Here is a 25,289-nt window from a genome sequence, read left to right as displayed (position 1 = left end):
ATTATGTTCACCCTGAATGACGACGAGCGAGTCATCACCGAGACGGCCGCCGCGTTCGCCGCCAAGCGACTCGCTCCGTACGCCCTGGAATGGGATGCGGCCAAACATTTCCCGGTCGACGAGCTGCGCGAATCGGCCGAACTCGGCATGGCGGCGATCTACTGCCGCGAGGACGTCGGCGGCAGCGGGCTGCGCCGGCTCGACGGGGTCCGCATCTTCGAGCAGCTGGCGATCGCCGACCCGGTCACCGCCGCGTTCCTGTCCATCCACAACATGTGCGCGTGGATGATCGACACCTTCGGCACCGCCGAACAGCGCAAGGACTGGGTGCCGCGGCTGGCGTCCATGGATGTCATCGCGAGCTACTGCCTCACCGAGCCCGGCGCCGGATCCGACGCCAGCGCGCTGAGCACCCGCGCGGTCAAACAGGGCGGCGATTATGTGCTCGACGGCGTCAAGCAGTTCATCTCCGGCGCGGGGGCCTCGGACGTCTACGTGGTGATGGCCAGGACCGGTAGTGAGGGCCCGCGCGGCATATCGGCGTTCGTGATCGAAAGGGGAACCGCCGGGCTGAGTTTCGGCTCGCTCGAGGAGAAGATGGGCTGGCATGCCCAGCCCACCGCGCAGGTGATCCTAGATGGGGTCCGGGTGCCGGCGGACGCGATGCTCGGCGGCGCCGACGGCGAGGGCGCCGGATTCGGCATCGCGATGAACGGCCTCAACGGCGGTCGGCTCAACATCGCCGCGTGCTCGCTCGGCGGCGCCCAGGCCGCCTCCGACAAGGCCGGGGCCTACGTTCGCGATCGGCGGGCGTTCGGGTCGTCGCTGCTCGACGAGCCGACCATCCGGTTCACCCTGGCCGACATGGCCACCGGCCTACAGACGTCGCGAATGATGTTGTGGCGGGCGGCCAGCGCGTTGGACAGCGACGATCCCGACAAGGTCGAGCTCTGCGCGATGGCCAAGCGCTACGTCACAGACACCTGCTTCGAGGTCGCCGACAAGGCCCTGCAGTTGCACGGTGGCTACGGCTACCTGCGCGAGTATGGTCTGGAAAAGATCGTCCGCGACCTGCGAGTGCACCGAATCCTGGAAGGCACCAACGAAATCATGCGGGTGGTCATCGGCCGGGCCGAAGCCGCACGGGTCCGCGCAACCGCATAGAAGGGTCTTGGAGATGACCGAGCACCTGACGGTGGCCTTCCTGGGCCTGGGCCATATGGGCGGGCCGATGGCGGCGAACCTTGTCGGGGCCAAGCACGCGGTGCGCGGATTCGATCCCGTGCCTGCGGCGCTGTCCGCGGCGGCCGAGGCCGGCGTCACCGGCTTCGGCAGCGCCACCGACGCGGTGGCCGGCTCGGACGTGGTCATCACCATGCTGCCCAATGGCGAGCTGGTCAAACGCTGCTACGCGGAGATTTTGCCGGCGGCGCGGCCCGGCGCGCTGTTCATCGACAGCTCCACGATCTCGGTCAACGATGCCCGCGAAGTGCATGCGCTGGCCGAATCGAACGGCGTCGTGCAGCTCGACGCACCCGTATCGGGCGGGGTGAAGGGCGCCGCGGCCGGGACGCTGGCCTTCATGGTCGGCGGCGACGAGGACGCCCTGCAGCGGGCCCGGCCGGTGCTGGAACCCATGGCGGGCAAGATCATTCACTGCGGAGCCGCCGGAGCCGGGCAGGCTGCCAAGGTGTGCAACAACATGGTGCTGGCGGTGCAGCAGATCGCGATCGGCGAAGCGTTCATCCTTGCCGAAAAGCTCGGGTTGTCCGCCCAGTCCCTGTTCGACGTCATCACCGGGGCGACCGGCAACTGCTGGGCTGTGCACACCAATTGCCCTGTGCCCGGCCCGGTCCCGACATCACCGGCGAACAACGACTTCAAACCGGGCTTCGCCACCGCGCTGATGAACAAGGACCTGGGCCTGGCGATGGATGCGGTGTCGTCCACCGGATCGGCGGCGCCGCTGGGCACCCACGCCGCCGAGATCTACGCGAAATTCGCTGCCGGCCACGCCGATAAAGACTTCAGCGCGGTCATCGAGATGCTGCGCGGCAGCTGAACTTATGCGGCCCTGGCCTCCACCAAGCTGAGCGGTGAAGCGGTTCGCACGATCCTGGTCATCTCGAACCCCGCCTCGCTCAGCAGATAGCGGTACTCGACGGCTGTGCGCTCCCGAGCCCCCAGGTTCAACAGCATCTCCAGGTCCACCCAGTTTCCCGGGAAGTCGCGGTCGTGCTCCGGGATGACCATTTCGACCAGCACCACCATGGCTTGCGGGCCGGCCGCCGCGCGAACGTTGCGCAGGATCCGGACCGCCGTATCGTCGCGCCAGTCGTGAACGATGTTCTTGAGGATGTAGGCGTCACCACCATCCGGAACGGTGTCGAAGAACGACCCCTCGACAATGCGCACCCGGTCGGCCACACGGTGCTTTTCGAACAATGGGCGCGCGCTCCCGACGACCGACGGCAGGTCGTACAGCACGCCGCGGGAATGGGGCGCCGCCGCGAGAATAGCGGCCAGCAGCGGGCCGTGGCCGCCGCCGACGTCGACGATTGTGGGGTAGGCGCTGAAGTCGTAACCGGCGACCACGGACGCGGTGGTCAGCTCGGAAATGCTCGTCATCGTCTGGTTGAAGAGCTCGGCGAGCTCGGGCTCGTCGGCGAAGTAATCGAAGCTCTCCTTGCCGTGCAGCGCCGGGACGACCGAGAGACCGGTGCGGACCGAATCGACGAGCAGGGTCCAGCGTTCGCGCTGCTCGGCCGACCCATAGAACCGCGCAGCGGCTGATATCGACACCGGTGCGTCCGAACACAGCGTCGCCGCAAGGGGATTCAGCTCATAGCGGCCATCGCGGCGACGGAAGATCCCCCGCCCGATCAGGGCCCGAAGCAACCTTCGCAGCGCGTCGGCGTCCGCGCCCACCCGGTCCGCCAGTTTCTCGATCGGCAGCGGGCCGTCGGCCAGCGCATCGGCGACGCCCAACTGGGCCGCCACCGTGATCGCCTGCGAAGTCCAGGTGGCGGTGATCATTTCCATCATCGCCGCCGGCGGGGGTACCAGCCGTTGATGTAGCCGATACAGAAGATGGCGGACCCATTCGACAACGCGGGCCAACCACGCAGGCGGCAACTTGGCGCTCACCGACATCACCTCGCCTCCGATCGCTCGCGCGCGGGCGCGGCGGCCGCGAGGTCTCGACTGATCGCCGCGGACATCCGACTGTGACTCACCTTCTGCAGGAACGTCGTCAGCGCCCAGGTCATGAACCGGTCCGAGATCATTGCCGCCGGCCTCAGCGTGGACTCGCTGCGCGACACCTGCTGCGTGGTCACCCAGGACACGGCCTTGACCTGGCGCCGCCGGGTCTTTTCGTACCAGCGCAGCGCGCCCACCAGATGACGTCCGCCGCCCTGAGGAGTTTGGTCGAGATCCGATAGCGCCTTGCACAACACCATGGTGTCGAGCAGCGCCTGGTTGGTCCCCTGCGCAAGGGTGGGCGGCATCGTGTGTGCCGCATCACCGAGCAGCGTGACAGCGCCGCGGCCGGTGCGCGGAATCGGATGCCGGAAATGCGGGAATGGCGAGGGGGCGAGATCCTCGTCGCTCAATGTCACCAGCACGCGGTCGACGAGTTCGGACCATCCGGTGAAGTGGGAGCGCAGCATGTCGAGCGAACGAGGCGGTCTGACGAAATCGGATGCCCACGGCAAGTCGAACCACCACTGCAAATCCGACCCACCCGCCGGCCACAGGCCGAGGTTTCCATGCTCGCCGATCATCATGAGCGCGGCGCTCCTATCGACCGGGCCCGGAAGAGTCACAAGCCCCTGCCAGCTGCACCAGCCCGTGGGCCGAGCGGCCGGCCCGCCGACGTGATCACGGACCAGGGAGTGCAGGCCGTCCGCGCCGATCAGCAGATCCCCGTGCGCTGAAGTGCCGTCGTCGAATTCGACCCGCACCCCATCGGGGGTGTCGACGAAGCCGACGGCGCGGCGGTTGAACCGAATACGCTGTGCGGGAAACCCTTCCAGCAGGCGGGCAAGCAGGAGTCGACGCGGGACCATCCGGACCGGTGCGCCCAACCGGGCGGTGATCGTCGACAAGTCCACCGTTGTGATCCGCCGACCGGTGGGTGTCTTGACGCGCACCGTGGACAGCAGCTGCCCGGCGCCGTCCATATCGACACCGAGCTGGTCCAAAACCCTTGCGCCGTTGGGCCAAATGGTTACCGCGCCGCCACCAGGCTGCGAATCCGGGCGTCGCTCGAAGACGGTGACATCGTGCCCGTCGCGCATGAGCCCCCGAGCGACGGAGATGCCCCCGACACCGGCACCGATGACGAGAATGTGAAGCGGCATCGGCATTAGTTCCGCGTGGAGCAAGGGTTCATCGCAGACCTCCTACCGCTACCACGTAGGACGTCGACGAGAGGTTCAAAAGTCGCCGGCGTTGCGCCGCAGCGTCTCAATGGACGACGCGAGCGCTTCGGACTCATCGGAATCGATCCCGATGTCGGCGAAAACCTTCTCATTGAGCGTGATGGTGGCGTCCTCGACGGTCGAGCGGCCGAGATCGGTGATCTGCACGAGCGTGGTGCGCCCGTCGGTGGGGTGGGGCACCCGCCGCACCAGCCCATTGGCCTCCAGCCGACGGATCGCGTGCGTGACGCTGGTGACGTGAACCTGCAGCCGGTCGGACGCCTTGGTGATGGGCAGCGCCCCGCTGCGGCTGAAGGCCAAAAGCCGCAACAATTCGAAGCGGGAAAAGCTCAAGTCGTAGGGGCGCAGCGCGTTCTCGACGCGGGCGAGCAGGATCTGGTGGGCCCGCATCACGGACGTCACCGCGACCATGCCCGGCGCCACGTCTCCCCAGCCCGCGCGTGTCCAGTTCGCCCTCGCCTGCGCGATCGGGTCGGGTTTGTCGGATGCGGAAGGGGCCACGCCCTTTCTTACCGCACTTTGACCGTGATTTTCCTCAGGCGGGTGACTTTGCCACCGCGGCCAGCACCGCTCGGGTGGATGCGCGGCTGCCGACGGTGATCCGCGCGCCTCCGTCGGGGTAGTGCCGGACCTTCAGCCCGGCTGCACCGAACACCTGTTGCCAGTGCCGCCCGACAGGCGGCAAATAGACGAAGTTGGCGTGTCCGTCGGTGGTGCGCACCCCCATCGCGGCGAGCCGCCGGGCCAAATACTGGCGCTCACCGGCGATTCGCAGAATGCGTCGCCGCAGCTGGTCGTCGGCCGCATAGGAAGCAGCCACCGCGACCAGGCTGGTGATTCCCATCCCGAACGGCAACTGCATCTTCCACAGGACGGTGGCCAGCTCCGGTGAGGCGAACCCGTAGCCGATACGAAGCCCGGCCAGACCGTAGGCCTTCGAGAACGTCCGCAGCACCACGACATTCGGGAAGCGCCGCACCAGATCCGGACCACCGACGCGGTGCTGGCGGGCAACGAATTCGATATAGGCCTCATCGAGCAGTACGACAGTGTCGTCCGGCACGCGGCGCAGGAATCCTTCCACCTCCGCGACGGGCTCCACCGTGCCGGTCGGATTGTGCGGCCGGCACAATACGACGACACCGGCGCCCTGCGCCGCCTCGGCCATGGCCTGCAGGTCGTGGTGGCCACACTCGTCGAGCGGCACGGTGACCGGCGTCAGGTGCGCCATATGGGCGAAGATCGGATACCCGTCGAATGTCGGCTCGCTCAACACAATCCGGTCTCCGGGTCGGGTCACCGCATGCAGAACCTGCATCGCCACCCCGCTCGCCCCGGCTCCGAGCACGACCTGCCCGTCGCCGACCCCGACGTGACCGGCGACGAGTGTTCGCATCCGTTCGGGCCGGAATTCGGGATAACGGTTGGCGGCGTCGATCGAGCGGATCAACGCCGAACGCACGGCCGGCAGCGGCGGGAACGGGTTCTCGTTGAGGGACAGCGCCAGCGGATCGATCGCGTCCGGCAGCGCGCCGCCCACCTCACGGGGGTCCGCTTCGAGCACGGCCGACATCAGTCTCGCCCGCCCCACCGCACCGCGGCCGCGCCCGCGAAGTCGCCGGCGTGCGCGAAAGCCGCCATCATCACCACGTCGCCGGGTTTGAGCTGCCCGTCGGATATCGCCCGGTCGAGGTTGACGGGGATGCCGGCGCCGAACAGGTTGCCGCACTCGTCGAAGGTGTCGCGATGACGTTCGGGCGGCACCTCGAGCGCCTCGCGCCAGTTACGCAGGAACACCCGGTTGGGCTGATTGGTCACCAGCAGATCGATTTCTTTGGCGGGCAACCCGATACGGTCGCAGACCGCGAGCGCGACTTCGGGCACCTGCCTGTTGCCGCGGGCCAACACCTTGGTGATCTTGCTTTCGGTGAAACCGATGCAACCCTCACCCGGTCCGGGTTGCCACCATTTACGGGGCGGGTCGACGGCGATGGTCATGTCGCCGGCGTATTCGCCGTAGGTGCGGCACTCGACATCGAGAATCGGTGAATCGTTCGACAGCGTGACGAGGCCCACGGCGGCGCCGTCACCGGGAACCGACGACTGCGCCTTCGCCCGCACGCCGGGTTGGTCGAAGATCTGCCCGGCGGCGTTCTGCGCGACGGCGATGAGTGCGGTGCGGCCTTCGCCGGACGTCAGGAGCCGACGGGCCACCTTGAGCCCCAGGACGAACGCCGCACAACCGCCGTTGTGCAGATCCAATACCCAGCTGGGCCGCATACCCAGGCGGTGCGCGATGCTGCCGCCTCCGCCGTAGAACGGCATGTCGGGCATCTGAGCGTGGGTGATCAGCACGTCCACGTTGGAGATGACGTCGCGGCCGTGCCGTTCGATCAGGCCGGCGGCGGCCCGTTCAACCATGTCGACCGCGGTTTCATCGGCCCCGACGTGATGGCGGAATTTAGGGGCCCGGAACATCAGGTTGTCGGCCAGCTCATCGGAGCCGGCGTACTGCGCGTAATAGTCCGCACCGATGGGTTCTCCGGGTAGGTAGGTGGAGATATCGGTCAGGCTCGTGGTGGGTTGCTTCATCGCCCCATTCACCTCATCCAGACCGGCGTGATCGGCAGGCCGTTGCGATGGCGGTACTCGGCGATCGTTTTCAGGTTGTTCAGTTCCACCCCGTGCCCGGCGCCGAAGATGTCCCAGAAATCGCCCACCCAGCCCGTCCGATCCGGCGGCGCGACGTCGGCATACGGGTTGTGGTCGTAGAAGGGGTGGTGGCAATTGGTCCACAGCACAACGGAACCGGGCTTGTTCAGCACCATCTGGGCATCGACGACGCGCATCAGGTAGATCATCCAGAGGTGCTCGCCCTGGTCCCAGGCGCAGTGGTAGTCGACGGTGCCCGCCTCGGCGTTAGCCACCGTTCGGGTGAAGATCTTGGTATCCGGGAGCAACCGGTCGTAAGCCAGCCACAGGCCTGGCTCGTCGGTGGGGGTGAAGTCGCGCAGCGTGTACGTCCACTCCTCGAGGCTGCGCGTATCGGCTAGGTACTCGAACAGCTCGTCGGGTGGGCAGTCGACGTAGTCGCTGACGGTGCAGTATTGCCCGTAGACCTCATCGTGCGGGTACATAGACCGCATCTGGGCCATGAACATCGGGGCGGTCTTCTCGAGCGGCGAGGTTTCGATCCGGACCAGCCCCTCGATCGGCTCGGTGGTTCCGGTGTGAACGCGAATGTCGTCAAGCGCTGGCAGGGACATCTGATCTTTCCCCTTCGTGAGGTGTCGGTCGGCCAATGAATTTGGTCGCTGGTGGGGTCAAAAACGCTGCAAAGGGCGGTATTTCGTCGGCAGAGCACTCAACACTGATCACCGACGGGCCATCGGCGGTCATGGCCCCTTCGACGGCGGCAGCCAGCGCGTCGACGTCGGCCACGTCTACCGCCGACAGTCCCGGGAACATCGCCGCCAGCCCGGCGCCCAGCCGGCTGGGACCGAACCGGTTGTAGCTGTACAGGTCGTCGTACAACAACTGCTCGCGGGTCACGCACATGGCGTGGGCGTTGTTGTTGAACAGGACGAACGTCACCGGCAGCCGGTACTGCACCGCCGTGTGGACTTCCATGCCGTGCATGAAGAAGGCGCCGTCGCCTGCGATTACGACAATGCGCCGGCTGAGCCGGCCGCCCACGGCACGGCCGAAAGCCATCCCGATGGCGGCACCGAAGCTGTAACCCATGCCTCCCATGCCCAGCGCGACGGCGAACCGCCCGCCACGCCGGACCGGCAGATGGTGAATGGCCGCCGCGCCGGTGTTGCCCGCGTCGACGACGATGTCCACACCGTCGGGCAGCGCCCGGTCCAGCACCGTCAGCGCATCGCGGTAACGGACACCCGGACCGCCGCACGGTGGTGGGCGCAGTTCGGTGTCGGTCACGAAATCGGGGACACGCACGCCCCTGGGCCGCCCCCGCCCGGACAGTTCCATGGTCACCATGCGCAACGAGGTCCGCAGGTCGTCCGTGTACACGTGAGTGCATGGGAGGTAGGGCGCCGCCGAACCGATCGAGACCGTCCGCGCCGCCGTCAGCGCGTCATCGAGGCCTGCCCGGGCTGTCACCGACAGGCGGGTGCCCACCACCAAGCACACCGTGCTGTTTCCGACCGCCTCGGCCACGCCGGGGTGACCCATGACACCGGTCACGCCCAGCGCCGACGACGAACCCGAACCCGGCGTGCCGGCAACATCTTTGGCGTCGGGCACACATGCCACCCGCGCGCGCAGCAGCGCCCGCAACGTCTCCAGCTCCGCTCGGGCATCGTCGCGCGCCACCTGCTCGCCGGCGATGATCGTGACCGGCCCGTCGGCGGTGCGTAACGCCCGCAGCACCGGATGAAGGTCACCGATGCGGGGTGCCGGCGCTGCAACGCCGCAAGCATGACCGTTGCAACCGACGACCGTGACCGGCTTCTGCTGAATGTCCTTGGGCAACAACAAAACAGCCGGACCGCCGCCACGCGCCGCCGCGATGGCCTCCGGCAGTGCGGTAACTATGTCCGAGGCTGTGAGCACGCGCCGGCACCAGACCGATACCGTCGAGAACAACGCCTCGGCATCCAGCGAACCATTGCGGCCGCTGGTGTCCTGGAAGCTGCCCCGCCCGTCCATTGTTGTCGCCGGCTGGCCCACCAAAGCCAACACGGGGACGCGACTGGCCAACGATTCCCCGAGGCCGGGAACCAGATTGAGCGCTCCGCCGCCAGAAGTCGCCGCCACCACCCCCAGGCCGGCGCCGCTGCGGCTGTACCCGTCGGCCATGGTCGCCGCGGAGAATTCATGCTTGGCCAACACGGCGGTGATGTCTGCGCAAAAATGTGCGGCATCGTAGAGATCTTCGATGTTGGCGCCGTCTACGCCGAATATGTAATCGGCGTCGGTGCTCGCGAGGTGCTCGACGATGTGGTCGACCACCCGGTATTGCCTCGACATCTGCTCACCTAACTTATGACGATGCCTGTGACACGACCGGCGGGTAACTTAAGTTCACTCGGAACCGGAATCTCTCCGGATTGCCAGCGCTTTTAGCTACGTGTCAAATAGCTGTGGAAGCGGCCTTCCGGGTCGTACGCCGCGCGCACCCGGTTCAGCCGGGCCATGTTCGATTCGGTGATGAATCGCGCCGGACGCCGGCACAGGTTCTCGTCGGCCAGCGAGATGCCGGTCGCCAGGTGCGACATCGCGGCCAGGTTGGACGCGGCCCAGTCGCGGTATCGCTCGTCGTCCGCCGGATCCTGCCAAATGGTGTAGAGCGCCATGTAGATGTCGTCTTCGAGGCCGTACACCATGTCGGCGCGGGCGGGCGAGGTCTTCCAGCCCGTGAAGATGAAGTGTGACGGGTGCGGCGGCATGGTTTCGATGATCCGGCGGATGCCCGGCAGCAGTTCTTCGGCGCAAGCCGAGGTGAACATGCTGTCCGCGATGTAGCGGTGGCCCTTCGGGTAACTGGTCATCACGGCCGTGTACCAATTCGACAGGGTCGTCGGGGCATAAGGGAGGCTGACGATCGCCTTATCGACAACCGGGCAACTGCCCAGCGGGGCAAGGGCTTTGGCCGCTTCGTCCTCCGTATCGGCGAACACGGGCGAGGCAATCGTGATGCCCGGCTGATTGAGGCCGGCTCCCGGGAAGCTGCGGGCGGTATGCATCTGCAGTTCGACCCGGTCGTCGAGCTCACCGCTGATCGAGCGCGCCCACGTGAAGACCTCGTCGGCAAGGTCAATCGGATACATGTACAGGCAGGTGCCCCAAACCGCCGGACGCGGATAAACACGTAGCTTGAACGAGGTCACCACGCCGAAGAAGCCGGGCCCCGAACCGCGTGCAGCCCAGTACAAGTCGGGATGGTTCTCGGGATCGCAGTAGATGCGCTCGCCGTCCGCGGTGATGACCTCCAAGCCGAGCACACTCTCGCATGCCGGTCCCAGAGCACGGCTGTTCCAGCCGTAGCCACCTTGCAGCAGGTAACCACCCAGGCAGATGCCCTCGCAATGGCCAGCGGGAAAGAACAAATTTTGCTTGTCGAGCTCGGCCGCGAAGACGCTGGCGATTTTTCCCGGGCCCACCTGCGCGGTCATCCGTTCCGGATCGACGCTGCAGTGATCGAGGCGGCTGACGTCCAGCAGCAGGCCGCCGTCGCGAAGGTGGTTGGCGGACCAGCTGTGCCCGCCCGACCGTACCCCGACGCGATGCCCGTTCACCCGCGCATAACGCAGCGCCGAAACCACGCCATCCACATCGTGCGCCTGTACGATGACATCCGGAAACCGTTCTGGCACAAGACCGTTCCATACGGTATCGAGGCGGGCCGCTTCGTAGCCCGCTTCGCCGCGGAAGAAGGTGTGTTCGGTGGTGAGCAGAGCCATTCGCGTTCCTTAAACCGCCGCCAGTTGTTCGCTGTTCTGCGACTGCCTGAGATAGCCCGCCACCTTCGCGGCCAGGGGCGTGGCGGCCAGCCGGATCGCCCGCAGCGGACCGTTCGGCGGAATCCCGTATCCGATTGCGAACATTCCCTCGCCGACGTGGCAGGCGAAGCCGCCGCGCGGGTTGCCGTGCTCGTCGAGGACTCCGAGGTGGCCGACCATACCGCGCAGGTTCGTCTCGAACCCGGTCGCGGTGATGATCACCTCGGGCGTCACGGACGTGCCGTCGGCGAGGACGACGGAGTCGGGTTCCAGCCTCGTGACGGCGCCGACGACTTCGACGCGCCGCGCTCGCACCACGCTGACCAGTCCGTCCGCCAGCGTGGGAATGCGGCCCCGTGTCTCGACGGTCGCTTTGAGACCGACCGTTGGCCGCTGAAAACCGTAGGGGGACAGGTCGCCCCACATCAGGCCAGTCACTCGGGCGATCAGCGGATCGACCATGCGGGCGGGCACTCGCGCGGACAGCTCGAGGAAAATGTCCGACGGGAACCCTCCGACGGCTCGCCGCACCAGGTGCGGCGGTGTGCGCACCGCCAGCCAGATCCGACGGGCACCGTCGTTGGCCAGCTGCACCGCGATGTCGGCCGCGGAGTTACCCGCCCCGACGACGAGGACGTCTCGGCCCCGGTAGGGCCACGCGTTGACGAACTCCCCGGAGTGAACGATCTCACCTTGAAAGCTTTCCAGCCCCGGCCAGCGTGGGGCGGTCGGCGCGCCATAGTTACCCGTGGCGAGAACTATTGTCCGGCTTGTGATCTTGCCCGACGATGTGTCGAGCTGCCACACTGCGCCATCCCGATCGATCGAGTGGACTTCGCACCCGAGCAGGACCCGGATCTGTTGCCGCACGACGTAGCGATCGAAGTAGCGGACCATGTCCTCCTTGGTGGGCCACCGGCCGGCACTCAACGGGATGCGTTGTCCCGGTAGGTGAGACAAGAAGCCGGTCGTGTTCAGGCGGAAGTCGTCATAGCGTGTGCGCCAGGAGATCGCCGGGGCCGCCGCGCGGTCGAGCACGAGCGCTTTGACACCGTGCCGATGATCAAGTTGCCGCGCGACGGCCAGACCCGCGGGCCCGGCTCCGATGACAACGGCATCGGCGCTGTCCCGAAGCCCGGGCGCGAGGTGGGTCCTTGGCATGCCTGTGTAACGACACGCGAGGGCGTACGGTTCACCGCCCCGTGTTTACAGCGAACGCTGCAACAAAACCTGTCCGGTGTCGGCGGCAACCACCTGCACGGCGGCGATCTGGTCGACCGGAGTCGAGATGGCACCCGCGGGCGTCGCCGTGTGGCCGGGCACGGCCACCCATGTCGCCAGCCGGGTCTGGCTGCCGTCACGCCCCAACACGACCATCGCGAGCGTGTCATGGTGGGCGTTCAGCGGAGCCAGGCACACGCAGCGCAGGTTGATCGACGTCCCCCAGTGTTGGCTGCTGACGGCGACCGTCGACGTCAGCAGGCTGGTGTTCACCTGCGCCATCGGCTCCGACGACGCAGTCACCTGCTGGGGCGGCGTCGACGACCACCCGTGCAGACCGACGAACACCGCGATGGCCAGCACCGCGGCCGCGGCCGTCGACGCCACCCAGGTCACCACCCGGCTGCGGCGCCGGCGCCAACGAACCGTCGACAAAAGCGACGGCAGCAATTCGGCAGACATCTCCGGGGCCGGACCGGATTGGTCGATCGCGGCCACTTCGTCACGGTCGAGCTGTGACAGCAGGGCCGGCACACCACTGAGATCTGCGACGGCGGACCGGCAGGCCGGGCAGTGCGCCATGTGCGTCTCGAATTCGCGGCGCTGCGCGGCCGACAGAGACCCCAACACGTATGCGGCATCCCACATCGCGTAACCGTCTTCGGGAGGGCCGACATCGCGCACCGGCGTCCTCATTTCATCCATTTCTTCTCACCCCTCGAGTATTCGGAGCCCCTCATCGGGTAACCCCAAGTTCTTGCAGAGTGAGCCGCAACGCGCGCACAGCATAGTGTAGTCGCGACTTCACCGTTCCCTCTGCGATACCGAGGTCTGCAGCAGTCTGTGCGGTGGTCCAACCGCGGTAATAGGACCGTTCGATCACCGCTCGGTGCTCGGCGGACAACTGGGCCATCGCGTCCGCTATGAGCAACCGGTCCAGCGCCGCATTGACCTCGTCCGGCGTGGACTGTTCGGGCGCACCCGAGACGTCTGTGGAGGCGACGACGTTGCGAAACCGCGCGCTGCGCCGGTCGTCGATGATCATGTTCCGGGCCACGGTGAACAGCCAGGCCCGCGCCGAGCGCTCGGAGTCGCCGATGACCTCGGGATGTTGCCATGCCCGCAGCAACGTTTCCTGCACCACGTCCTCGGACTGGCTCGCGTCCCCCGTCAGCCGCAGCGCGTAGCGCCACAGCACCGCGGCGTGTTCGTCGTAGAGCGCCTTCATCAGAGCGACTTCGGCAGCTCCGGACGCTCTCCCAGTTCCAGCCACACGAGCCACTCGATCACCTCCTGCCGGGGAAACGAGGCGAGTGGGTGCTCGGTTCAATGGCCGTTCAATGGCCGTTTCAATGGCCGTTTCAATGGCCGTTCAATGGCCGTTCAATGGCCGTTCAATGGCCCCGACCCGCTGCGCCCGGCTTCGCCGCGCTTGCGATCGCGGCTGGTTCAAGGTTAGACCGACCACTAAGCCGCGGTCAGGATGCGTGGCCCGGCGTCGGTGACGGCGACGGTGTGCTCCCAGTGCGCCGCCCGCGACCCGTCGGCCGTGGTGACCGTCCACTTGTCGTCGAGCACCACGGTCTTACCGGTTCCGAGCGTCAGCATCGGTTCGATGGCCAGCACCGAGCCGGCGGTCAGCAGGGGGCCGCGTCCCGGCGAACCCTCGTTCGGCAGGAACGGATCCATGTGCATCTCGCGGCCGATGCCGTGGCCGCCGTAGCCCTCGACGATCCCGAACGCCCGCGAATGGCGGGCCTCGGCGTCGCGCGTGCCCATCTCGATGGCGTGCGATACGTCGGTCAGCCGGTTACCGGGCACCATGGCCGCGATCCCGGCCTCCAGCGATTCCCTGGTCGCCTGCGACAGCGCTTCGTCGGCGGCATCCAGCTTCCCCACTCCGAAGGTGATCGCGGCGTCACCGTGCCAGCCGTCGAGCACCGCGCCGCAGTCGATCGATACGAGGTCACCGGGCGCCAAAACCTCGGCGGCCGAGGGAATCCCGTGCACCACGCGCTCGTTGACCGACGCGCAGATCGACGCGGGGTAACCGTGATAGCCCAAAAACGACGGCACCGCGCCGGCGTCCCGGATCACCGATTCGGCGATTTCGTCCAGGCTCAGCGTCGACACCCCGGAGACAGCGGCCGCGTGGACCGCCTGCAACGCGGCCGCCACCACCGCGCCCGCCGCGGCCATCGCGTCGAGTTCGCCGGCACTGCGCTGCGGCACCACCTTGCGACCCCGCAGCCGCGCCCGGGGGTTCATCCCTACTTGCCCAGCGACCGCAGCGCGCGGGCGAACACTTCGTCCATGGAGCCGACGGCGTCGACCGTCTTGAGCTGGTCGCTGTAGTAATCCAACAGCGGAGCCGTTTCGGCACGGTAGATCTTCATCCGGTTGAGAATGACCTCGTCGGTGTCGTCGGCGCGCCCGCGGCCCTTCAGCCGCTGCAGCAACTCGTCCTCGGAGACCCGGAATTCCAGCACCGCGTCGATGTCGGTGCCGCGGCGTCCCAGCATCTCGTGCAGCGCTTTGGCCTGCTCGATCGAGCGTGGATACCCGTCGAGGATGAAACCGTTGGCCGCGTCCGATTCGTTCAGCCGGTCGTCGACGAGCTGGTTGGTCAGCTCCGAGGGCACCAGGTCACCGGCGTCCAGGTAGCGCTTGGCCTCCAAGCCGAGCTTGGTGCCGTTCTCGATGTTGCTGCGGAACAGCTCTCCGGTGGAGATCTGCGGGATCCCCAGCTTTTCCGAGAGCTTCTGGGCCTGCGTCCCCTTGCCCGCCCCCGGCGGGCCCAGCAAAACGACTCTCACTTGAGGAACCCTTCATAGTTGCGCTGCATGAGCTGGCTCTCGATCTGCTTGACCGTATCCAATCCCACGCCGATCATGATCAAGACCGCGGTACCGCCGAACGGCAGATTCTGCACCGCTCCGCTGTTGCCGATCTGCAAGAACAAGTTGGGCAGCACCGAAATTGCGCCGAGGTAGATCGAACCCGGCAGGGTGATCCGGCTCAGGACGAAACGCAGGTAATCCGCGGTCGGCTTGCCCGGCCGAATGCCGGGAATGAACCCGCCGAACTTCTTCATCTCGTCGGCACGCTCGTCGGGATTGAACGTGATCGAGACGTAGAAGTAGGTGAAGAAGATGATGAGGCCGAAATAAATGGCGATGTACACCGGATCGCTCGGGTCGGACAGGTAGGTGCCGACGAACTTGTCCCACCAGGTGTTGCCCACGCCGCCGGCGCCGCTCCGGATCAGCTGGGTGATCAGGTGCGGGATGTAGATCAGCGAGGACGCGAAGATCACCGGAATGACGCCGGCCTGGTTGACCTTGAGCGGCAGATACGTCGACGTGCCGCCGTACATCCGGCGACCGACCATGCGCTTGGCGTACTGAACCGGGATCCGGCGCTGGCCCTGCTCGACGAACACCACGCCGACGATGATGACCAGCGCGGCGACCAGGACGGCGGCGAAGATCATCCCGCCACGGCTGTCCAGGATCGTCTTGCCCTCGGCGGGGATGCGCGCCGCGATGCCCACGAAGATCAGCAGCGACATGCCGTTGCCGATGCCGCGCTCGGTGATCAGCTCACCCATCCACATCACCAGCGCCGCACCGCTGGTCATCACCAGCACGATGACGACCAGCGTGAAAATGCTCTGGTCGGCGATGATGTCCAGCGAGCAGCCCTGCAACAGCCCCCCGTTGGCCGCCAGGGCCACGATGCTGGTGGCCTGCAGGACCGCCAGCGCGATCGCCAGATAACGGGTGTACTGCGTCATCTTGGCCTGGCCGGATTGGCCTTCCTTACGCAGCTCCTCGAACCGAGGGATGACCACGGTGAGCAGCTGCACGATGATGCTGGCGGTGATGTAGGGCATCACCCCCACCGCGAACACCGTGAGTTTGAGCAGCGCACCACCGGAGAACAGGTTGATCAGCGAATAGATCTGCCCGGCCGCGCCCCCGCTGGCCTCTTTGATGCATTGCTGGACGTTCGGATAGTTGACGCCGGGGGACGGTAGCGCGGCGCCGACCCGATACAAGACGACGATGCCAAGCGTGAAGAGGATCTTCCGTCTCAGGTCGACTGTCCGCAACGATGAGATGAAAGCGGAAAGCAACTCTTCCTCCTGCGCAGCCGGGGTTTCCTGCATCACGCGCCCAACACCCGCAGGCCAGGACGTACGGCCGACTTCTTCTACAGCGCGTCAAACCGTGTACGAGACTAACAGCTGGTCCGCCCATGTCCGGTCAGGGCCTTTGCGTCGGCGCTTTCGAGGGCCCGCGCGGCGCCGGGCAGCGGGTGTCCGCGCCACCGCCGCGACGCGGGCGGACCAACACAGGAAGCCGTCAGCCGCCGGGCGTAAAGTCCGTCGTGACTCGTTGCATTTGCTAAGTAAGTTGGGAGCAGCATGACGCGCACTGACCAGGACAGCTGGGACTTGGCCTCGAGCGTGGGTGCCACGGCCACGATGGTCGCCGCGGCCCGCGCACTGGCCAGCAAGGCCACCAACCCGATCATCAACGACCCGTTCGCCGCGCCCCTGGTGCGCGCCGTCGGCCTGGACTTCTTCCGCCGCCTGGTCGACGGTGAGGTCACCGAACCCGAGGGCCGGGAGGGCCGCGTCAAGGATCTGGGCCTAGAGACCGACTCCATGGCCGTGCGCACCCGCTTCTTCGACGACTTCTTCCTCAATGCCGCCCGCGACGGGGTTCGCCAGGCGGTGATCCTGGCGGCCGGCCTCGACGCCCGCGCCTACCGGCTGAGCTGGCCGCCCGGGAGCGTGGTCTACGAGGTCGATCAGCCCGCCGTCATCGAGTTCAAGAGCACCACCATGTCCAGCCTGGCCGCCGCGCCCACCGCCGAGCGGCGCACGGTCAGCGTCGACCTGCGCGACGACTGGCCGGCCGCGTTGCGCGACAGCGGCTTTGACGTGACGCAACCGACTTCGTGGAGCGCCGAGGGACTGCTGATGTACCTCCCGCCCGACGCCCAGGACCGGCTCTTCGACAACATCACCTCCATCAGCGCTCCCGGCAGCATGCTGGCCACCGAATACCACCCCGCGACACCGGGCACGACGATGTCGCAACGCGCCCAGGCGTTCAACGACCGGTGGGCCAGGGTCGGCTGCGACATCGACCTGTCCGGGCTGTTCTTCGAAGGCGAGCGCAGCGACGTCGTCGACCACCTCACAGGCACGGGCTGGGCGGTCACCGCCCGTCCGCGCCGCGACCTGTTCGGCGATTACGGCCTGAAATTCCACGACGACGAGGCGATGGCGCAGTTACCCAACATCGTCGCCGTCACCGCCGTTCTGCGATAACGCTCAGCGGGGTTCGGCCGCCGGTGCGCGCACGACCATGGGCACCGCGGGAAAACACCACGCCATCTCCGAGCGCGACTTGCGCAGCGCGGCGGTGCCGTAGCCACGCTTGCGGTGCTCGGGGTGAATCCAGATCCGGACGTCGACCTCGCCGCGGACCAGCTCGCCGAACACCATGCCGACCTTCTCGCCGGAGTCGATGGCCACGAACCACGCGGCCTCTTCGTCGTCGACCCGGCGCAGCGCGGCTTTGATCTCGTCGTCCACGTTGCCGGCGGGTCCACCCGAGCCGTCGCCCGCAAAGCCGATGTCCTCGGTGCGCGCGGCGAAGATGTCGCGGTCGGCCACGGCGGAGAAGGGCCGCAGCTCCAGCGTCTCGCCCAGGCTCGCCGGACGCTCGCCCAGGGTGAAGCTGAGCTGTTTGTTCAGGTCTTCGAGTTCGGCGAGGATTTTGCGACGCGAGTCGACGGTGAGCTGATCGAACGACATGCTCATCACCGCTTCGGCGGCGACGTGCGAGGTGTCGAGCAAGCGGACGATGGCCTCCACCGCTGCCGCCTTGTTCTCCGATTCCACGACGACGTCAGCGATTTCGTGCCGTCGTTCAAGGGCTTTCAACAGTGCGTCCGCGATTTCGCGACGGGCGGCTTTGCGGTCTTGGTCGGTCATTGCACCAGCCTAGAACGCCGGCGGTGTCACCGCGCTACCTCCGCGGTCTCCCAGCTGCTGGAAGCGCTGATAGCGTTCTTCGACCGCACTCGCCCAGGCGGGGTCGGGCTCGACGATGCGCTCAATGCGCGCCCATCGGGCGGCATCGGCGATGGTCGTCTCCAGGCCGACCGCCATGCGCGCCAGGAAGGCCGCGCCCAACGCGGCCCCTTCCGCTATTCCGAACACCTCGACAGGCCGCCCGGTGGCGTCGGCGATGGCCTGCAGCCAAGGCCCCACTCGCGTGCCGCCGCCGGTGGCCACGATGCGCGATGCCGGCGCCCCGCCGAGTTCGATGATCCGGCGGACCACGAAGCCGGACGCCTCGTAGGCGGCGCGCCGCAGCGCCGCCGCGTCGTGGGTCAGATCCAGGGCCTCGAGCATCCCCCGACGGTCCCGGTCGTAAAACGGGCTGCGCTCACCGCGCAGATAGGGTGCCCACACCGGAATGCGTCCCGGTTCGACGGCGGTCGGGTCCGCCGCTGCCACAACACGATCCACCCAGTCCAGAAACAGCCCACCTGCGTTGCTGGCCCCGCCGATCTGGCTCTTGCCGGGCGTGGTGTGCGGAATGGTCCACAGGCCGGGCATCTGCCGGGCCTGTGCGATGGTCGTCCACACGATCAGCGTGGTGCCGCACATCACCAGCACGTCTCCGTCGTCGTCGGCGCCGGCGACGATCTGTTCGCACAGCGCGTCAATGGCGCCGGTGGCCAACGCGACGTCGGTGCCGCGCACCTGGCCGACGACGGCTCCCATGCTCGCCACCCGCGGCATCTGCTCGACGACCGCGCCGCGCTCGGCACAGGCTTCGGGATTCCAACCGGTCCCGTCGAACAAGGGGAACGCCGTGGCGGCGGTGGCGATGTCGATCACCGACTGGCCCGACAGCGCCTGGTTGGCCACCGCCGGCGCGGGCCAATAGCCGGCGGCGCCGGGCGCCTGCTGAGCCGTCCAGCGCAAGAACTCCGCGGCCTCGCCGAGCGCGGGCAGCGGCTGCGCTTGTTGTTCCGGGCCGCCGGGCGTGCGGCCCCGGCCGTCCCCGTAGAGAAGTCCCGGCGTGATGGGCGTTCCGCTGTCGTCGACTGCCGTCATCGACGGCACCATCGCCGCGACGGCCGCCGCGGCGATGCCGGGTTGGTGGACCAGCTCGTCCAGCGCAGCCGACGGGCCACGCCGCCACGCCGCCTCGGCGTCGTGCTCCAACCGGTCGGGTGCCGGTACGCGCAGCTCATGCGGGATGCGCACGCGCTGCGTCACGTTGCCGTCCGCGTCGGCGGCTATCGCCTTGACCGCGGTGCTGCCGACGTCGATGCCGATTGTGACGTCTTTGCGTGACACGGGCGTCACCGTACGCCAGCATTGGCACTCGTGGCGTCTAAACCGCGCGCGTTGGTGACCGCCCCGATGCGGGGGCCGGGCTTCACCAAACTGCGCGACCTGGCCGACGTGGTGTACGACCCCTGGATCGAGCAGACCCCGCTGCGCATCTACGGTCCCGAGCAGCTGGCCGAGCGGATCACCGGCGAATCCGCCGAAATCGTGGTGGTGGAAAGCGATTCGGTGCGCGGCCCGGTGTTCGAGAGGGGCGTGCGGGTGATCGCATCCACCCGCGGCGACCCCAACAATGTCGACATCCCGGGCGCGACCGCGGCCGGGATCCCGGTGCTCAATACACCGGGCCGCAACGCCGATGCCGTCGCCGAGATGACGGTGGCCCTGCTGCTGGCCGCCACCCGCCACGTGCTGACCGCGGACGCGGATGTACGCAGCGGCAACATCTTTCGTGACGGCAGCATCCCGTATCAGCGGTTCCGCGCCGCCGAGGTCGCCGGACTGACCGCCGGGCTGGTAGGCCTCGGTGCCGTCGGCCGCGCGACGCAATGGCGGTTGTCCGGACTGGGCCTGCGGGTCATCGCGCACGATCCCTACAACCCCGACGCCCGCCACAGCCTCGACGAGCTGCTGAGCGAGGCCGACGTGGTCTCGCTGCACGCCCCGGTCACCGACGACACCGCCGGCATGATCGGTGCACGGGAGTTCGCCGCCATGCGCGACGGCGTGGTCTTCCTCAACACGGCGCGCGCCCAGCTGCACGACACCGATGCCCTGGTCGACGCCCTGGCGGCGGGCAAGGTGGGCGCCGCGGGGCTCGACCACTTCGCCGGCGAATGGCTGCCGGTCGATCACCCGCTGGTGCGGATGGGAAACGTCGTGCTGACCCCGCATATCGGGGGCGCCACCTTCGACACCGAGGCGCGGCAGGCGCAGATGGTGGCCGACGACCTGGAGGCGCTGCTGGCCGGCAGGGCGCCCGTTCATATCGTCAACCCGGAGGTGCTGGGCCCATGAAGTACGTCGACAATCCGGAAAGCGCCGTGCTGGAAGCCGCCAAGGACATGCTGCGCCGCGGCCTGGTGGAGGGGACGGCAGGAAACATCTCGGCGCGACGCGCCGACGGCAGCGTCGTCATCACCCCGTCCTCGGTGGACTACCGCGACATGCAGCTCGACGATCTGGTGCTCATCGACGCGGACGGCTCGGTGCTGCGTGCGGCCGAGGGTCGATCACCGTCGTCGGAGATGCAGCTCCACCTGGCCTGCTATCGGGCCTTCGACGACATCGGCAGCGTCATTCACAGCCATCCGGTATGGGCGACCATGTTCGCCATCGCCCACGAGTCGATCCCGGCGTGTATCGACGAGTTCGCGGTGTACTGCGGCGGCGACGTCCGGTGCGCCGACTATGCCGCATCGGGCACGCCCGACGTCGGAACCAACGCCGTGCAGGCGCTCGAGGGCCGCGGCGCCGCGCTGATCGCCAACCATGGCCTGGTGGCGGTGGGGCCGCGACCCGACAAGGCCCTGCATATCACCGCCCTCGTCGAACGGACCGCCCAAATCGTCTGGGGCGCACGGGCACTCGGTGGCCCGGTGCCGATTCCCGCAGATGTCAACCGCAACTTCGCATCGGTCTACAGCTATCTGCGCGCCAACACATGATGCGTCCGGTTCGGTTCGGCCGCGCCGGCGTGACGCGGGTACTGGAACTCCAATTCGACTTGGGAACACGCTTTTTCCCGCAGACGCCGACGTCGGGTTGGCGGGACAACGCCGACCTGCTGGTGCCGGACTTCTTCGATCCCTGCACCGATCAGTGGCACATCGCGATCCAAAGCTGGGTCATCGAAGTCGACGGGTTGACCGTCGTCGTGGACACCGGTGTCGGCAACGATCGCCAACGCCCGCACATGCCGCCCCTGGACCACCTGAACACCGGCTTCCTGGCCGCGCTGCGGGCCGCCGGCATCGACCGCACCGACGTGGACGTGGTGGTCAACACCCACGTCCACTCCGACCATGTCGGATGGAACACCATGCTGGACAACAACGTCTGGGTGCCGACCTTTCCCAACGCCCGATACCTGGTGCCGGCCGCCGACTACCGCCACTTCGCACCCGATGGGGCCGCGGCGAGGCAAACGCCACGCAGCGACGAAGAAGCGGCTCAGCAGCGCGGCGACCAGCTCGTGTTCGCCGACAGCGTGTTACCCATCGACGAAGCCGGACAACTCGTCCAATGGTCCGAGGACTATCGGATCAGCCCGTCACTGCGGCTGCGCCCAGCCCCCGGGCACACCCCCGGCTCCGCGGTGCTGTGGCTAGATGCCGGTGTGCCGGCGGTTTTCGTCGGCGATCTCACCCACAGCCCGCTGCAGTTGCGCCGGCCGGCCGACGCCTGCGCTTTCGACGTCGACGCGCCCGGAGCCGCGGTCACCCGCAGGCGAATCTTCGCCGAGGCCGTTCAGGCGAAGGCCGCCATGATCCCGGCGCACTACCCCGGTCGCGGGGGCGCCACGATCCGCGCGACCGAGGACCGGTTCGACATCGACCAGTGGCTCGACATCGAATCAGTTTGAGCCACAATAACTCTCGACGCGCCCCACCCAGCGGCCCGCGATTCCCGCTCGCGGCCGGGCGGTGGGGTCTACGGTGTGAGGCATGGCGTCATACCGCGTAGTCCAGTGGTCAACAGGCAACATCGGCAGTCGAGCGCTCGGCGTCCTGCTGGACCGTGACGGCTTCGACGTGGTGGGGGTTCACGCCTTCGGTTCGGACAAGGTGGGGCGCGATGCGGGTGTGCTGGCCGACCGCGCCGCAGTCGGTGTCGGCGCAACGGCCGACGTCGACGCGTTGATCGGGCTGCGCCCGGACTGTGTGAGCTACATGCCCCGCGTCATCGACTACGAGCTGGTGATCAGGATGCTGCGCTGCGGCATCAACGTCGTCACGACGGGAGATTTCCTGACCGGCACCCACCACCCGGTCGAACTCCCGGCGCTCGAGGAGGCGGCGCACCAGGGATGCGCGACATTCCTCGGCACGGGATTCGAGCCAGGCTTCATCAACGTCGTCGCCGGATTCCTCACCGGCGCCTGCCGAACGGTCGACAGCGTCAAGCTCGTCGAAACATTAGACTGCACAACCTATCCCGTACAGGACGTGTGGAAGGTGCTCGGATTCGGCAAACCACCCCGGGAGCGGGTGACCCAGCTCGACCCGGAGACGCAACGGTACGGCCTCGGCTACTTCGAGACGCTGGACATGATTGCCGCCATGCTGGGCACCGAGCTCGACTCCAAGGAGGCATTCGTCGAGCCCGCTGTGCTGACAAGGGATTTGGACCTGGGCTGGGTGGACTATGCCGCCGGCACCGCCGGGGGGCAGCGCCGCACCTATCGCGGCTATCGTGGCGGCCGACCGGTGGTCGAGCTGGCCATCTGCTGGACGATGAGCGACGACGCGCTGGACCCGAAATGGACCGACCCCAAGGGATTCAGTGTGGTCATCGAAGGTGAACCACGTGTCGACGCGACCATCCGGTTCGGCTTGCCCGGACAGGACGTGATGACCGTGTTGATGGACAGCACCGCCGTCGCGGCGGTCAACGCCATACCGTTCCTTTGTGAAGCTCCGCCGGGTGTGATCACCCCGATCGACCTGCCGATCACCGGATCCCGAGGGGCACTCGCCTAGCGCTGGTCGATCCCCACCTTCACCGCGCCGCTCTCGCCCTGGTTGGCGATCGCCAAGAAGGCGTCCCGCCACCGGTCTAGCCCGAACGTATGGGTGAGCATGGGGCGCAGGTCCACCCGTCCAGCGGCGGCCAGGTCGAGGTAGTGGGCGATGGCGTGCTTGCGCTGCCCGTCGACCTCTTCGACGCCGAAGGCGTTCGAGCCGACGTACGAGATCTCCTTGAAGTAGAGCGGGCTGTCCTCCCACCGCCCGGGCGCGTGAACACCGGCCTTCACCAACGTTCCTCGCGACCGCAGGACCCGGACGCCGACTTCGAAGGTCTCGGGCTTACCTACGGTGTCGTAGACGACGTCGACCGCGCCGGGGTGAGCCATCGGCAACCCCTGCAAGGGCTGGCGCAGCCGGCCACCGCCCCAGGCGACCAGTTCCTCGATGACGGCCAGGCGCGGTTCGTGCGCAAGGATTTTCGCGGCACCGAACCGGCGGGCCAGCTCGGCCTGCGCGGCGAACCGCGCCACCACCGCGACGGCCACGTCGGGATATAGCGCCCGCATGATCGCGACCGCGCACAATCCCAGCGAGCCGGCCCCGTACACCAGCGCGGCGCCCGAGCGCGGCGGCGGGTGGCGGTTGATGGCATGCAGCGACACCGAGAACGGGTCGGCGAACACGGCAAGCTCGTCGGGAATCGACTCCGGCACGGCGAACAGCATGCTGTCGTGGGCGGGCATCAGCTCGGCGTAGCCGCCCGTCACGTCGGCCGACACCCCGGTGTGGATGCCGGGCTTGATGTCGCCGTCGGTGAAGCTCCAGCACAGGCTGTAGTCGCCGGCTTCGCATGCGGGACAGCGTGGTTGGATGCCGCGCGGCCCGCAGGACAGCCACGGATTGAGCACCACCCGCTCCCCCACCTGCAGCCCCTGGGCCTTGGGGCCCAGCGCCACCACGTCGGCGACCACCTCGTGGCCCATGACTTGCGGGAACGAACAGAACGCCGCCATGGCGTTGTCGGTGTCGCCCCCGCCGAAATCCATCAGGATCTGCTTGGAATCCGACCCGCAGATGCCGGTCAGTCGCGGCCGGGTGATCACCCAGTCCTCATGGGGCAGTTCCGGATCCGGCAGATCGCGCAGGGCGGTCGGGGTGTGCGCCAGGTTCTGGGTCAATCGGTTGGCGTCGTCGCGAACCTCGAACGGCTCCGGCGGCACGCCGTACACGAGTGCCTTCATCGGAACGCCATCCCCGCCGCCCCGGCGATGAACGCGTCCAGGTCGGCGTTCTTGGCGTCGATCACGGCCTTCATGTCGGGCAGGTAGTGCTCGAAGCGCTCACTGCCCAGGGCCGCGATGATGCCGTCGGCCACCACGTGCGGGGCCACCTTCGGTCCCTGATAGAGCGGTTCCTCGCTGCCCGGGTGGTCCCAGATCTCGGTGTCGACCGGTCCCGGCTCGATCAGTTTCACCGAGATCGGCGTGTCGTGCAGGTCCACGGCTATCGCCTCGCTCCAGCCGCACAATGCGAATTTGCTCGCACAGTAGGCGGATTCGTGGACTATGCCCAGCCGGCCGCCGACGCTGGACACGTTGACGATCATGCCCGAACCGCGGCCCAGCATCCGCGGCAACAGCGCCAGCGTCAGGCGCATGGGCGCGAAGAAGTTGACCGTCATGACCTCTTCGGCCTCGCCCGGGTCGAGTGCGATGACGCTGCGCCGCTTGGGCATCGCGGCGTTGTTGATCAGTATGTCGATGCCGCCGAGCCCATCCCAGGCCCGCCGCGCCAAATCACCCAGCGCCGATGTGTCGGCCAGGTCGGCCACGAACATTTCCGATCCGGGTGAGGTGCGCCGGCACTCGGCCAGCACCTCGCCCAGCCGATCCCGCCGACGCGCTAACAGCCCCACTACCGCGCCCCGGGCGGCCAGCGCTCGCGCCAGGGCCGCACCCAATCCCGACGAGGCACCCGTGATGAGCACCCGTTTACCAGCCGCCGCGTACGCCATCAGTAAAGGTTGCCGCGAATTCTGGGAAGCGTACAGTGGGTGAAGCTTGTTATATTGGCTAAATAT

25 protein-coding genes are annotated in these 25,289 nt (G+C 67.5%); 7 read left to right on the top strand and 18 right to left on the bottom strand.

Going from position 1 to position 25,289, the window contains the following annotated elements; genetic code table 11:
* The first annotated feature begins 3 nt into the window (after positions 1–3).
* Both AC5Y4F_RS17900 and mmsB read left to right on the top strand, forming a co-directional pair.
* Positions 4–1,164, top strand: coding sequence for an acyl-CoA dehydrogenase family protein (locus AC5Y4F_RS17900; protein WP_499997749.1), 1,161 nt, complete (start codon positions 4–6; stop codon positions 1,162–1,164).
* A 13-nt stretch (positions 1,165–1,177) separates the two neighbouring features.
* The gene (mmsB, locus tag AC5Y4F_RS17895) at positions 1,178–2,062 is read left to right on the top strand and encodes a 3-hydroxyisobutyrate dehydrogenase (protein ID WP_067929767.1); all 885 of its coding nucleotides are present in this window, start codon (positions 1,178–1,180) and stop codon (positions 2,060–2,062) included.
* 2 nt (positions 2,063–2,064) lie between these two features.
* On the opposite strand, the gene AC5Y4F_RS17890 is transcribed toward mmsB, so the two are convergent.
* The 14 genes from AC5Y4F_RS17890 to secY all read right to left on the bottom strand — a co-directional run bounded on the left by AC5Y4F_RS17890 (position 2,065) and on the right by secY (position 16,271).
* Entirely contained in the window at positions 2,065–3,153 is a 1,089-nt protein-coding gene (locus tag AC5Y4F_RS17890; RefSeq protein ID WP_499997748.1) for a methyltransferase, read from the bottom strand.
* Entirely contained in the window at positions 3,153–4,364 is a 1,212-nt protein-coding gene (locus AC5Y4F_RS17885; RefSeq protein WP_231986234.1) for an FAD-dependent oxidoreductase, read from the bottom strand. The genes AC5Y4F_RS17890 and AC5Y4F_RS17885 overlap by 1 nt, the downstream gene beginning before the upstream one ends.
* A gap of 75 nt (positions 4,365–4,439) precedes the next feature.
* Positions 4,440–4,946 carry a MarR family winged helix-turn-helix transcriptional regulator gene (locus AC5Y4F_RS17880; RefSeq protein WP_067929770.1) on the bottom strand — a complete coding sequence of 169 codons (507 nt, stop codon included), beginning with the start codon at positions 4,944–4,946 and terminating at the stop codon, positions 4,440–4,442.
* Between the two features lie 34 nt (positions 4,947–4,980).
* Positions 4,981–6,018 (bottom strand): pyridoxal phosphate-dependent aminotransferase, encoded by a 1,038-nt coding sequence (locus tag AC5Y4F_RS17875; protein ID WP_499997747.1) that lies wholly within the window; start codon positions 6,016–6,018, stop codon positions 4,981–4,983.
* On the bottom strand, positions 6,018–7,037 hold the full coding sequence (locus tag AC5Y4F_RS17870) for a 3-oxoacyl-ACP synthase III family protein (protein WP_499997746.1): 1,020 nt from the start codon (positions 7,035–7,037) through the stop codon (positions 6,018–6,020). The genes AC5Y4F_RS17875 and AC5Y4F_RS17870 overlap by 1 nt, the downstream gene beginning before the upstream one ends.
* An 8-nt stretch (positions 7,038–7,045) precedes the next feature.
* Positions 7,046–7,711, bottom strand: a complete 666-nt coding sequence (locus AC5Y4F_RS17865; protein WP_067929772.1) for a hypothetical protein — start codon at positions 7,709–7,711, stop codon at positions 7,046–7,048.
* Positions 7,692–9,440: a thiamine pyrophosphate-binding protein gene (locus AC5Y4F_RS17860; RefSeq protein ID WP_067929773.1), complete on the bottom strand. Its 1,749-nt coding sequence runs from the start codon at positions 9,438–9,440 to the stop codon at positions 7,692–7,694. Before AC5Y4F_RS17860 ends, AC5Y4F_RS17865 begins: the two co-directional genes overlap by 20 nt.
* A 92-nt stretch (positions 9,441–9,532) precedes the next feature.
* The gene (locus AC5Y4F_RS17855) at positions 9,533–10,873 is read right to left on the bottom strand and encodes an FAD-binding oxidoreductase (protein ID WP_499997745.1); all 1,341 of its coding nucleotides are present in this window, start codon (positions 10,871–10,873) and stop codon (positions 9,533–9,535) included.
* A 9-nt stretch (positions 10,874–10,882) separates the two neighbouring features.
* Positions 10,883–12,073 (bottom strand): flavin-containing monooxygenase, encoded by a 1,191-nt coding sequence (locus AC5Y4F_RS17850; protein ID WP_499997744.1) that lies wholly within the window; start codon positions 12,071–12,073, stop codon positions 10,883–10,885.
* Positions 12,074–12,118: 45 nt separating this feature from the next.
* On the bottom strand, positions 12,119–12,838 hold the full coding sequence (locus AC5Y4F_RS17845) for an anti-sigma factor family protein (RefSeq protein WP_067929776.1): 720 nt from the start codon (positions 12,836–12,838) through the stop codon (positions 12,119–12,121).
* 31 nt (positions 12,839–12,869) lie between these two features.
* Positions 12,870–13,415 carry a sigma-70 family RNA polymerase sigma factor gene (locus AC5Y4F_RS17840; protein ID WP_082947394.1) on the bottom strand — a complete coding sequence of 182 codons (546 nt, stop codon included), beginning with the start codon at positions 13,413–13,415 and terminating at the stop codon, positions 12,870–12,872.
* Between the two features lie 185 nt (positions 13,416–13,600).
* Entirely contained in the window at positions 13,601–14,401 is an 801-nt protein-coding gene (gene map / locus AC5Y4F_RS17835) for a type I methionyl aminopeptidase (RefSeq protein ID WP_067929778.1), read from the bottom strand.
* 2 nt (positions 14,402–14,403) lie between these two features.
* Complete coding sequence (locus AC5Y4F_RS17830) at positions 14,404–14,949, bottom strand: adenylate kinase (protein ID WP_067929779.1); 546 nt, start codon at positions 14,947–14,949, stop codon at positions 14,404–14,406.
* On the bottom strand, positions 14,946–16,271 hold the full coding sequence (gene secY / locus AC5Y4F_RS17825) for a preprotein translocase subunit SecY (RefSeq protein ID WP_067929807.1): 1,326 nt from the start codon (positions 16,269–16,271) through the stop codon (positions 14,946–14,948). The genes AC5Y4F_RS17830 and secY overlap by 4 nt, the downstream gene beginning before the upstream one ends.
* Positions 16,272–16,562: 291 nt before the next feature.
* On the opposite strand from secY, the gene AC5Y4F_RS17820 reads away from it, so the two are divergent.
* Positions 16,563–17,477, top strand: a complete 915-nt coding sequence (locus AC5Y4F_RS17820; protein WP_499997743.1) for an SAM-dependent methyltransferase — start codon at positions 16,563–16,565, stop codon at positions 17,475–17,477.
* A gap of 3 nt (positions 17,478–17,480) precedes the next feature.
* Here AC5Y4F_RS17820 and AC5Y4F_RS17815 read toward each other — a convergent pair whose 3' ends face one another.
* Positions 17,481–18,146: a GNAT family N-acetyltransferase gene (locus AC5Y4F_RS17815; RefSeq protein WP_499997742.1), complete on the bottom strand. Its 666-nt coding sequence runs from the start codon at positions 18,144–18,146 to the stop codon at positions 17,481–17,483.
* Between the two features lie 9 nt (positions 18,147–18,155).
* Entirely contained in the window at positions 18,156–19,526 is a 1,371-nt protein-coding gene (locus AC5Y4F_RS17810; protein ID WP_499997741.1) for a xylulokinase, read from the bottom strand.
* Between the two features lie 30 nt (positions 19,527–19,556).
* Here AC5Y4F_RS17810 and AC5Y4F_RS17805 point away from each other — a divergent pair, with 30 nt between their 5' ends.
* The 4 genes from AC5Y4F_RS17805 (at position 19,557) to AC5Y4F_RS17790 (ending at position 23,221) form a co-directional block, all read left to right on the top strand.
* The gene (locus tag AC5Y4F_RS17805; RefSeq protein WP_499997740.1) at positions 19,557–20,537 is read left to right on the top strand and encodes an NAD(P)-dependent oxidoreductase; all 981 of its coding nucleotides are present in this window, start codon (positions 19,557–19,559) and stop codon (positions 20,535–20,537) included.
* A complete protein-coding gene (locus AC5Y4F_RS17800; protein ID WP_067929784.1) occupies positions 20,534–21,187 on the top strand; it encodes an L-fuculose-phosphate aldolase in 654 nt (217 codons plus the stop codon). The genes AC5Y4F_RS17805 and AC5Y4F_RS17800 overlap by 4 nt, the downstream gene beginning before the upstream one ends.
* A complete protein-coding gene (locus tag AC5Y4F_RS17795) occupies positions 21,187–22,104 on the top strand; it encodes an MBL fold metallo-hydrolase (RefSeq protein WP_499997788.1) in 918 nt (305 codons plus the stop codon). Before AC5Y4F_RS17800 ends, AC5Y4F_RS17795 begins: the two co-directional genes overlap by 1 nt.
* Positions 22,105–22,186: 82 nt before the next feature.
* Complete coding sequence (locus AC5Y4F_RS17790) at positions 22,187–23,221, top strand: NAD(P)H-dependent amine dehydrogenase family protein (protein ID WP_499997739.1); 1,035 nt, start codon at positions 22,187–22,189, stop codon at positions 23,219–23,221.
* On the opposite strand, the gene AC5Y4F_RS17785 is transcribed toward AC5Y4F_RS17790, so the two are convergent.
* Together AC5Y4F_RS17785 and AC5Y4F_RS17780 are read right to left on the bottom strand one after the other, a co-directional pair.
* Positions 23,218–24,450: a zinc-dependent alcohol dehydrogenase gene (locus AC5Y4F_RS17785; RefSeq protein WP_499997738.1), complete on the bottom strand. Its 1,233-nt coding sequence runs from the start codon at positions 24,448–24,450 to the stop codon at positions 23,218–23,220. The genes AC5Y4F_RS17790 and AC5Y4F_RS17785 overlap by 4 nt on opposite strands.
* Positions 24,447–25,223, bottom strand: coding sequence for an SDR family NAD(P)-dependent oxidoreductase (locus AC5Y4F_RS17780; protein ID WP_499997737.1), 777 nt, complete (start codon positions 25,221–25,223; stop codon positions 24,447–24,449). The genes AC5Y4F_RS17785 and AC5Y4F_RS17780 overlap by 4 nt, the downstream gene beginning before the upstream one ends.
* Positions 25,224–25,289 lie beyond the last annotated feature (66 nt).

This window comes from Mycobacterium sp. NGS56, assembly GCF_059812425.1.
The sequence above is the reverse complement of the archived record's forward strand: the minus strand, read 5'-3'. Positions and strand labels throughout refer to the sequence as shown.

Coding starts and splice junctions, on each gene's coding strand:
- AC5Y4F_RS17900 (WP_499997749.1), top strand. CDS start 4: ATGTTCACCCTGAATGACGACGAGCGAGTCATCACCGAGACGGCCGCC.
- mmsB (WP_067929767.1), top strand. CDS start 1,178: ATGACCGAGCACCTGACGGTGGCCTTCCTGGGCCTGGGCCATATGGGC.
- AC5Y4F_RS17890 (WP_499997748.1), bottom strand. CDS start 3,153: ATGTCGGTGAGCGCCAAGTTGCCGCCTGCGTGGTTGGCCCGCGTTGTC.
- AC5Y4F_RS17885 (WP_231986234.1), bottom strand. CDS start 4,364: ATGCCGCTTCACATTCTCGTCATCGGTGCCGGTGTCGGGGGCATCTCC.
- AC5Y4F_RS17875 (WP_499997747.1), bottom strand. CDS start 6,018: ATGTCGGCCGTGCTCGAAGCGGACCCCCGTGAGGTGGGCGGCGCGCTG.
- AC5Y4F_RS17870 (WP_499997746.1), bottom strand. CDS start 7,037: ATGAAGCAACCCACCACGAGCCTGACCGATATCTCCACCTACCTACCC.
- AC5Y4F_RS17865 (WP_067929772.1), bottom strand. CDS start 7,711: ATGTCCCTGCCAGCGCTTGACGACATTCGCGTTCACACCGGAACCACC.
- AC5Y4F_RS17860 (WP_067929773.1), bottom strand. CDS start 9,440: ATGTCGAGGCAATACCGGGTGGTCGACCACATCGTCGAGCACCTCGCG.
- AC5Y4F_RS17855 (WP_499997745.1), bottom strand. CDS start 10,873: ATGGCTCTGCTCACCACCGAACACACCTTCTTCCGCGGCGAAGCGGGC.
- AC5Y4F_RS17850 (WP_499997744.1), bottom strand. CDS start 12,073: ATGCCAAGGACCCACCTCGCGCCCGGGCTTCGGGACAGCGCCGATGCC.
- AC5Y4F_RS17845 (WP_067929776.1), bottom strand. CDS start 12,838: ATGGATGAAATGAGGACGCCGGTGCGCGATGTCGGCCCTCCCGAAGAC.
- map (WP_067929778.1), bottom strand. CDS start 14,401: ATGAACCCCCGGGCGCGGCTGCGGGGTCGCAAGGTGGTGCCGCAGCGC.
- AC5Y4F_RS17820 (WP_499997743.1), top strand. CDS start 16,563: ATGACGCGCACTGACCAGGACAGCTGGGACTTGGCCTCGAGCGTGGGT.
- AC5Y4F_RS17815 (WP_499997742.1), bottom strand. CDS start 18,146: ATGACCGACCAAGACCGCAAAGCCGCCCGTCGCGAAATCGCGGACGCA.
- AC5Y4F_RS17800 (WP_067929784.1), top strand. CDS start 20,534: ATGAAGTACGTCGACAATCCGGAAAGCGCCGTGCTGGAAGCCGCCAAG.
- AC5Y4F_RS17795 (WP_499997788.1), top strand. CDS start 21,187: ATGCGTCCGGTTCGGTTCGGCCGCGCCGGCGTGACGCGGGTACTGGAA.
- AC5Y4F_RS17790 (WP_499997739.1), top strand. CDS start 22,187: ATGGCGTCATACCGCGTAGTCCAGTGGTCAACAGGCAACATCGGCAGT.
- AC5Y4F_RS17785 (WP_499997738.1), bottom strand. CDS start 24,450: ATGAAGGCACTCGTGTACGGCGTGCCGCCGGAGCCGTTCGAGGTTCGC.
- AC5Y4F_RS17780 (WP_499997737.1), bottom strand. CDS start 25,223: ATGGCGTACGCGGCGGCTGGTAAACGGGTGCTCATCACGGGTGCCTCG.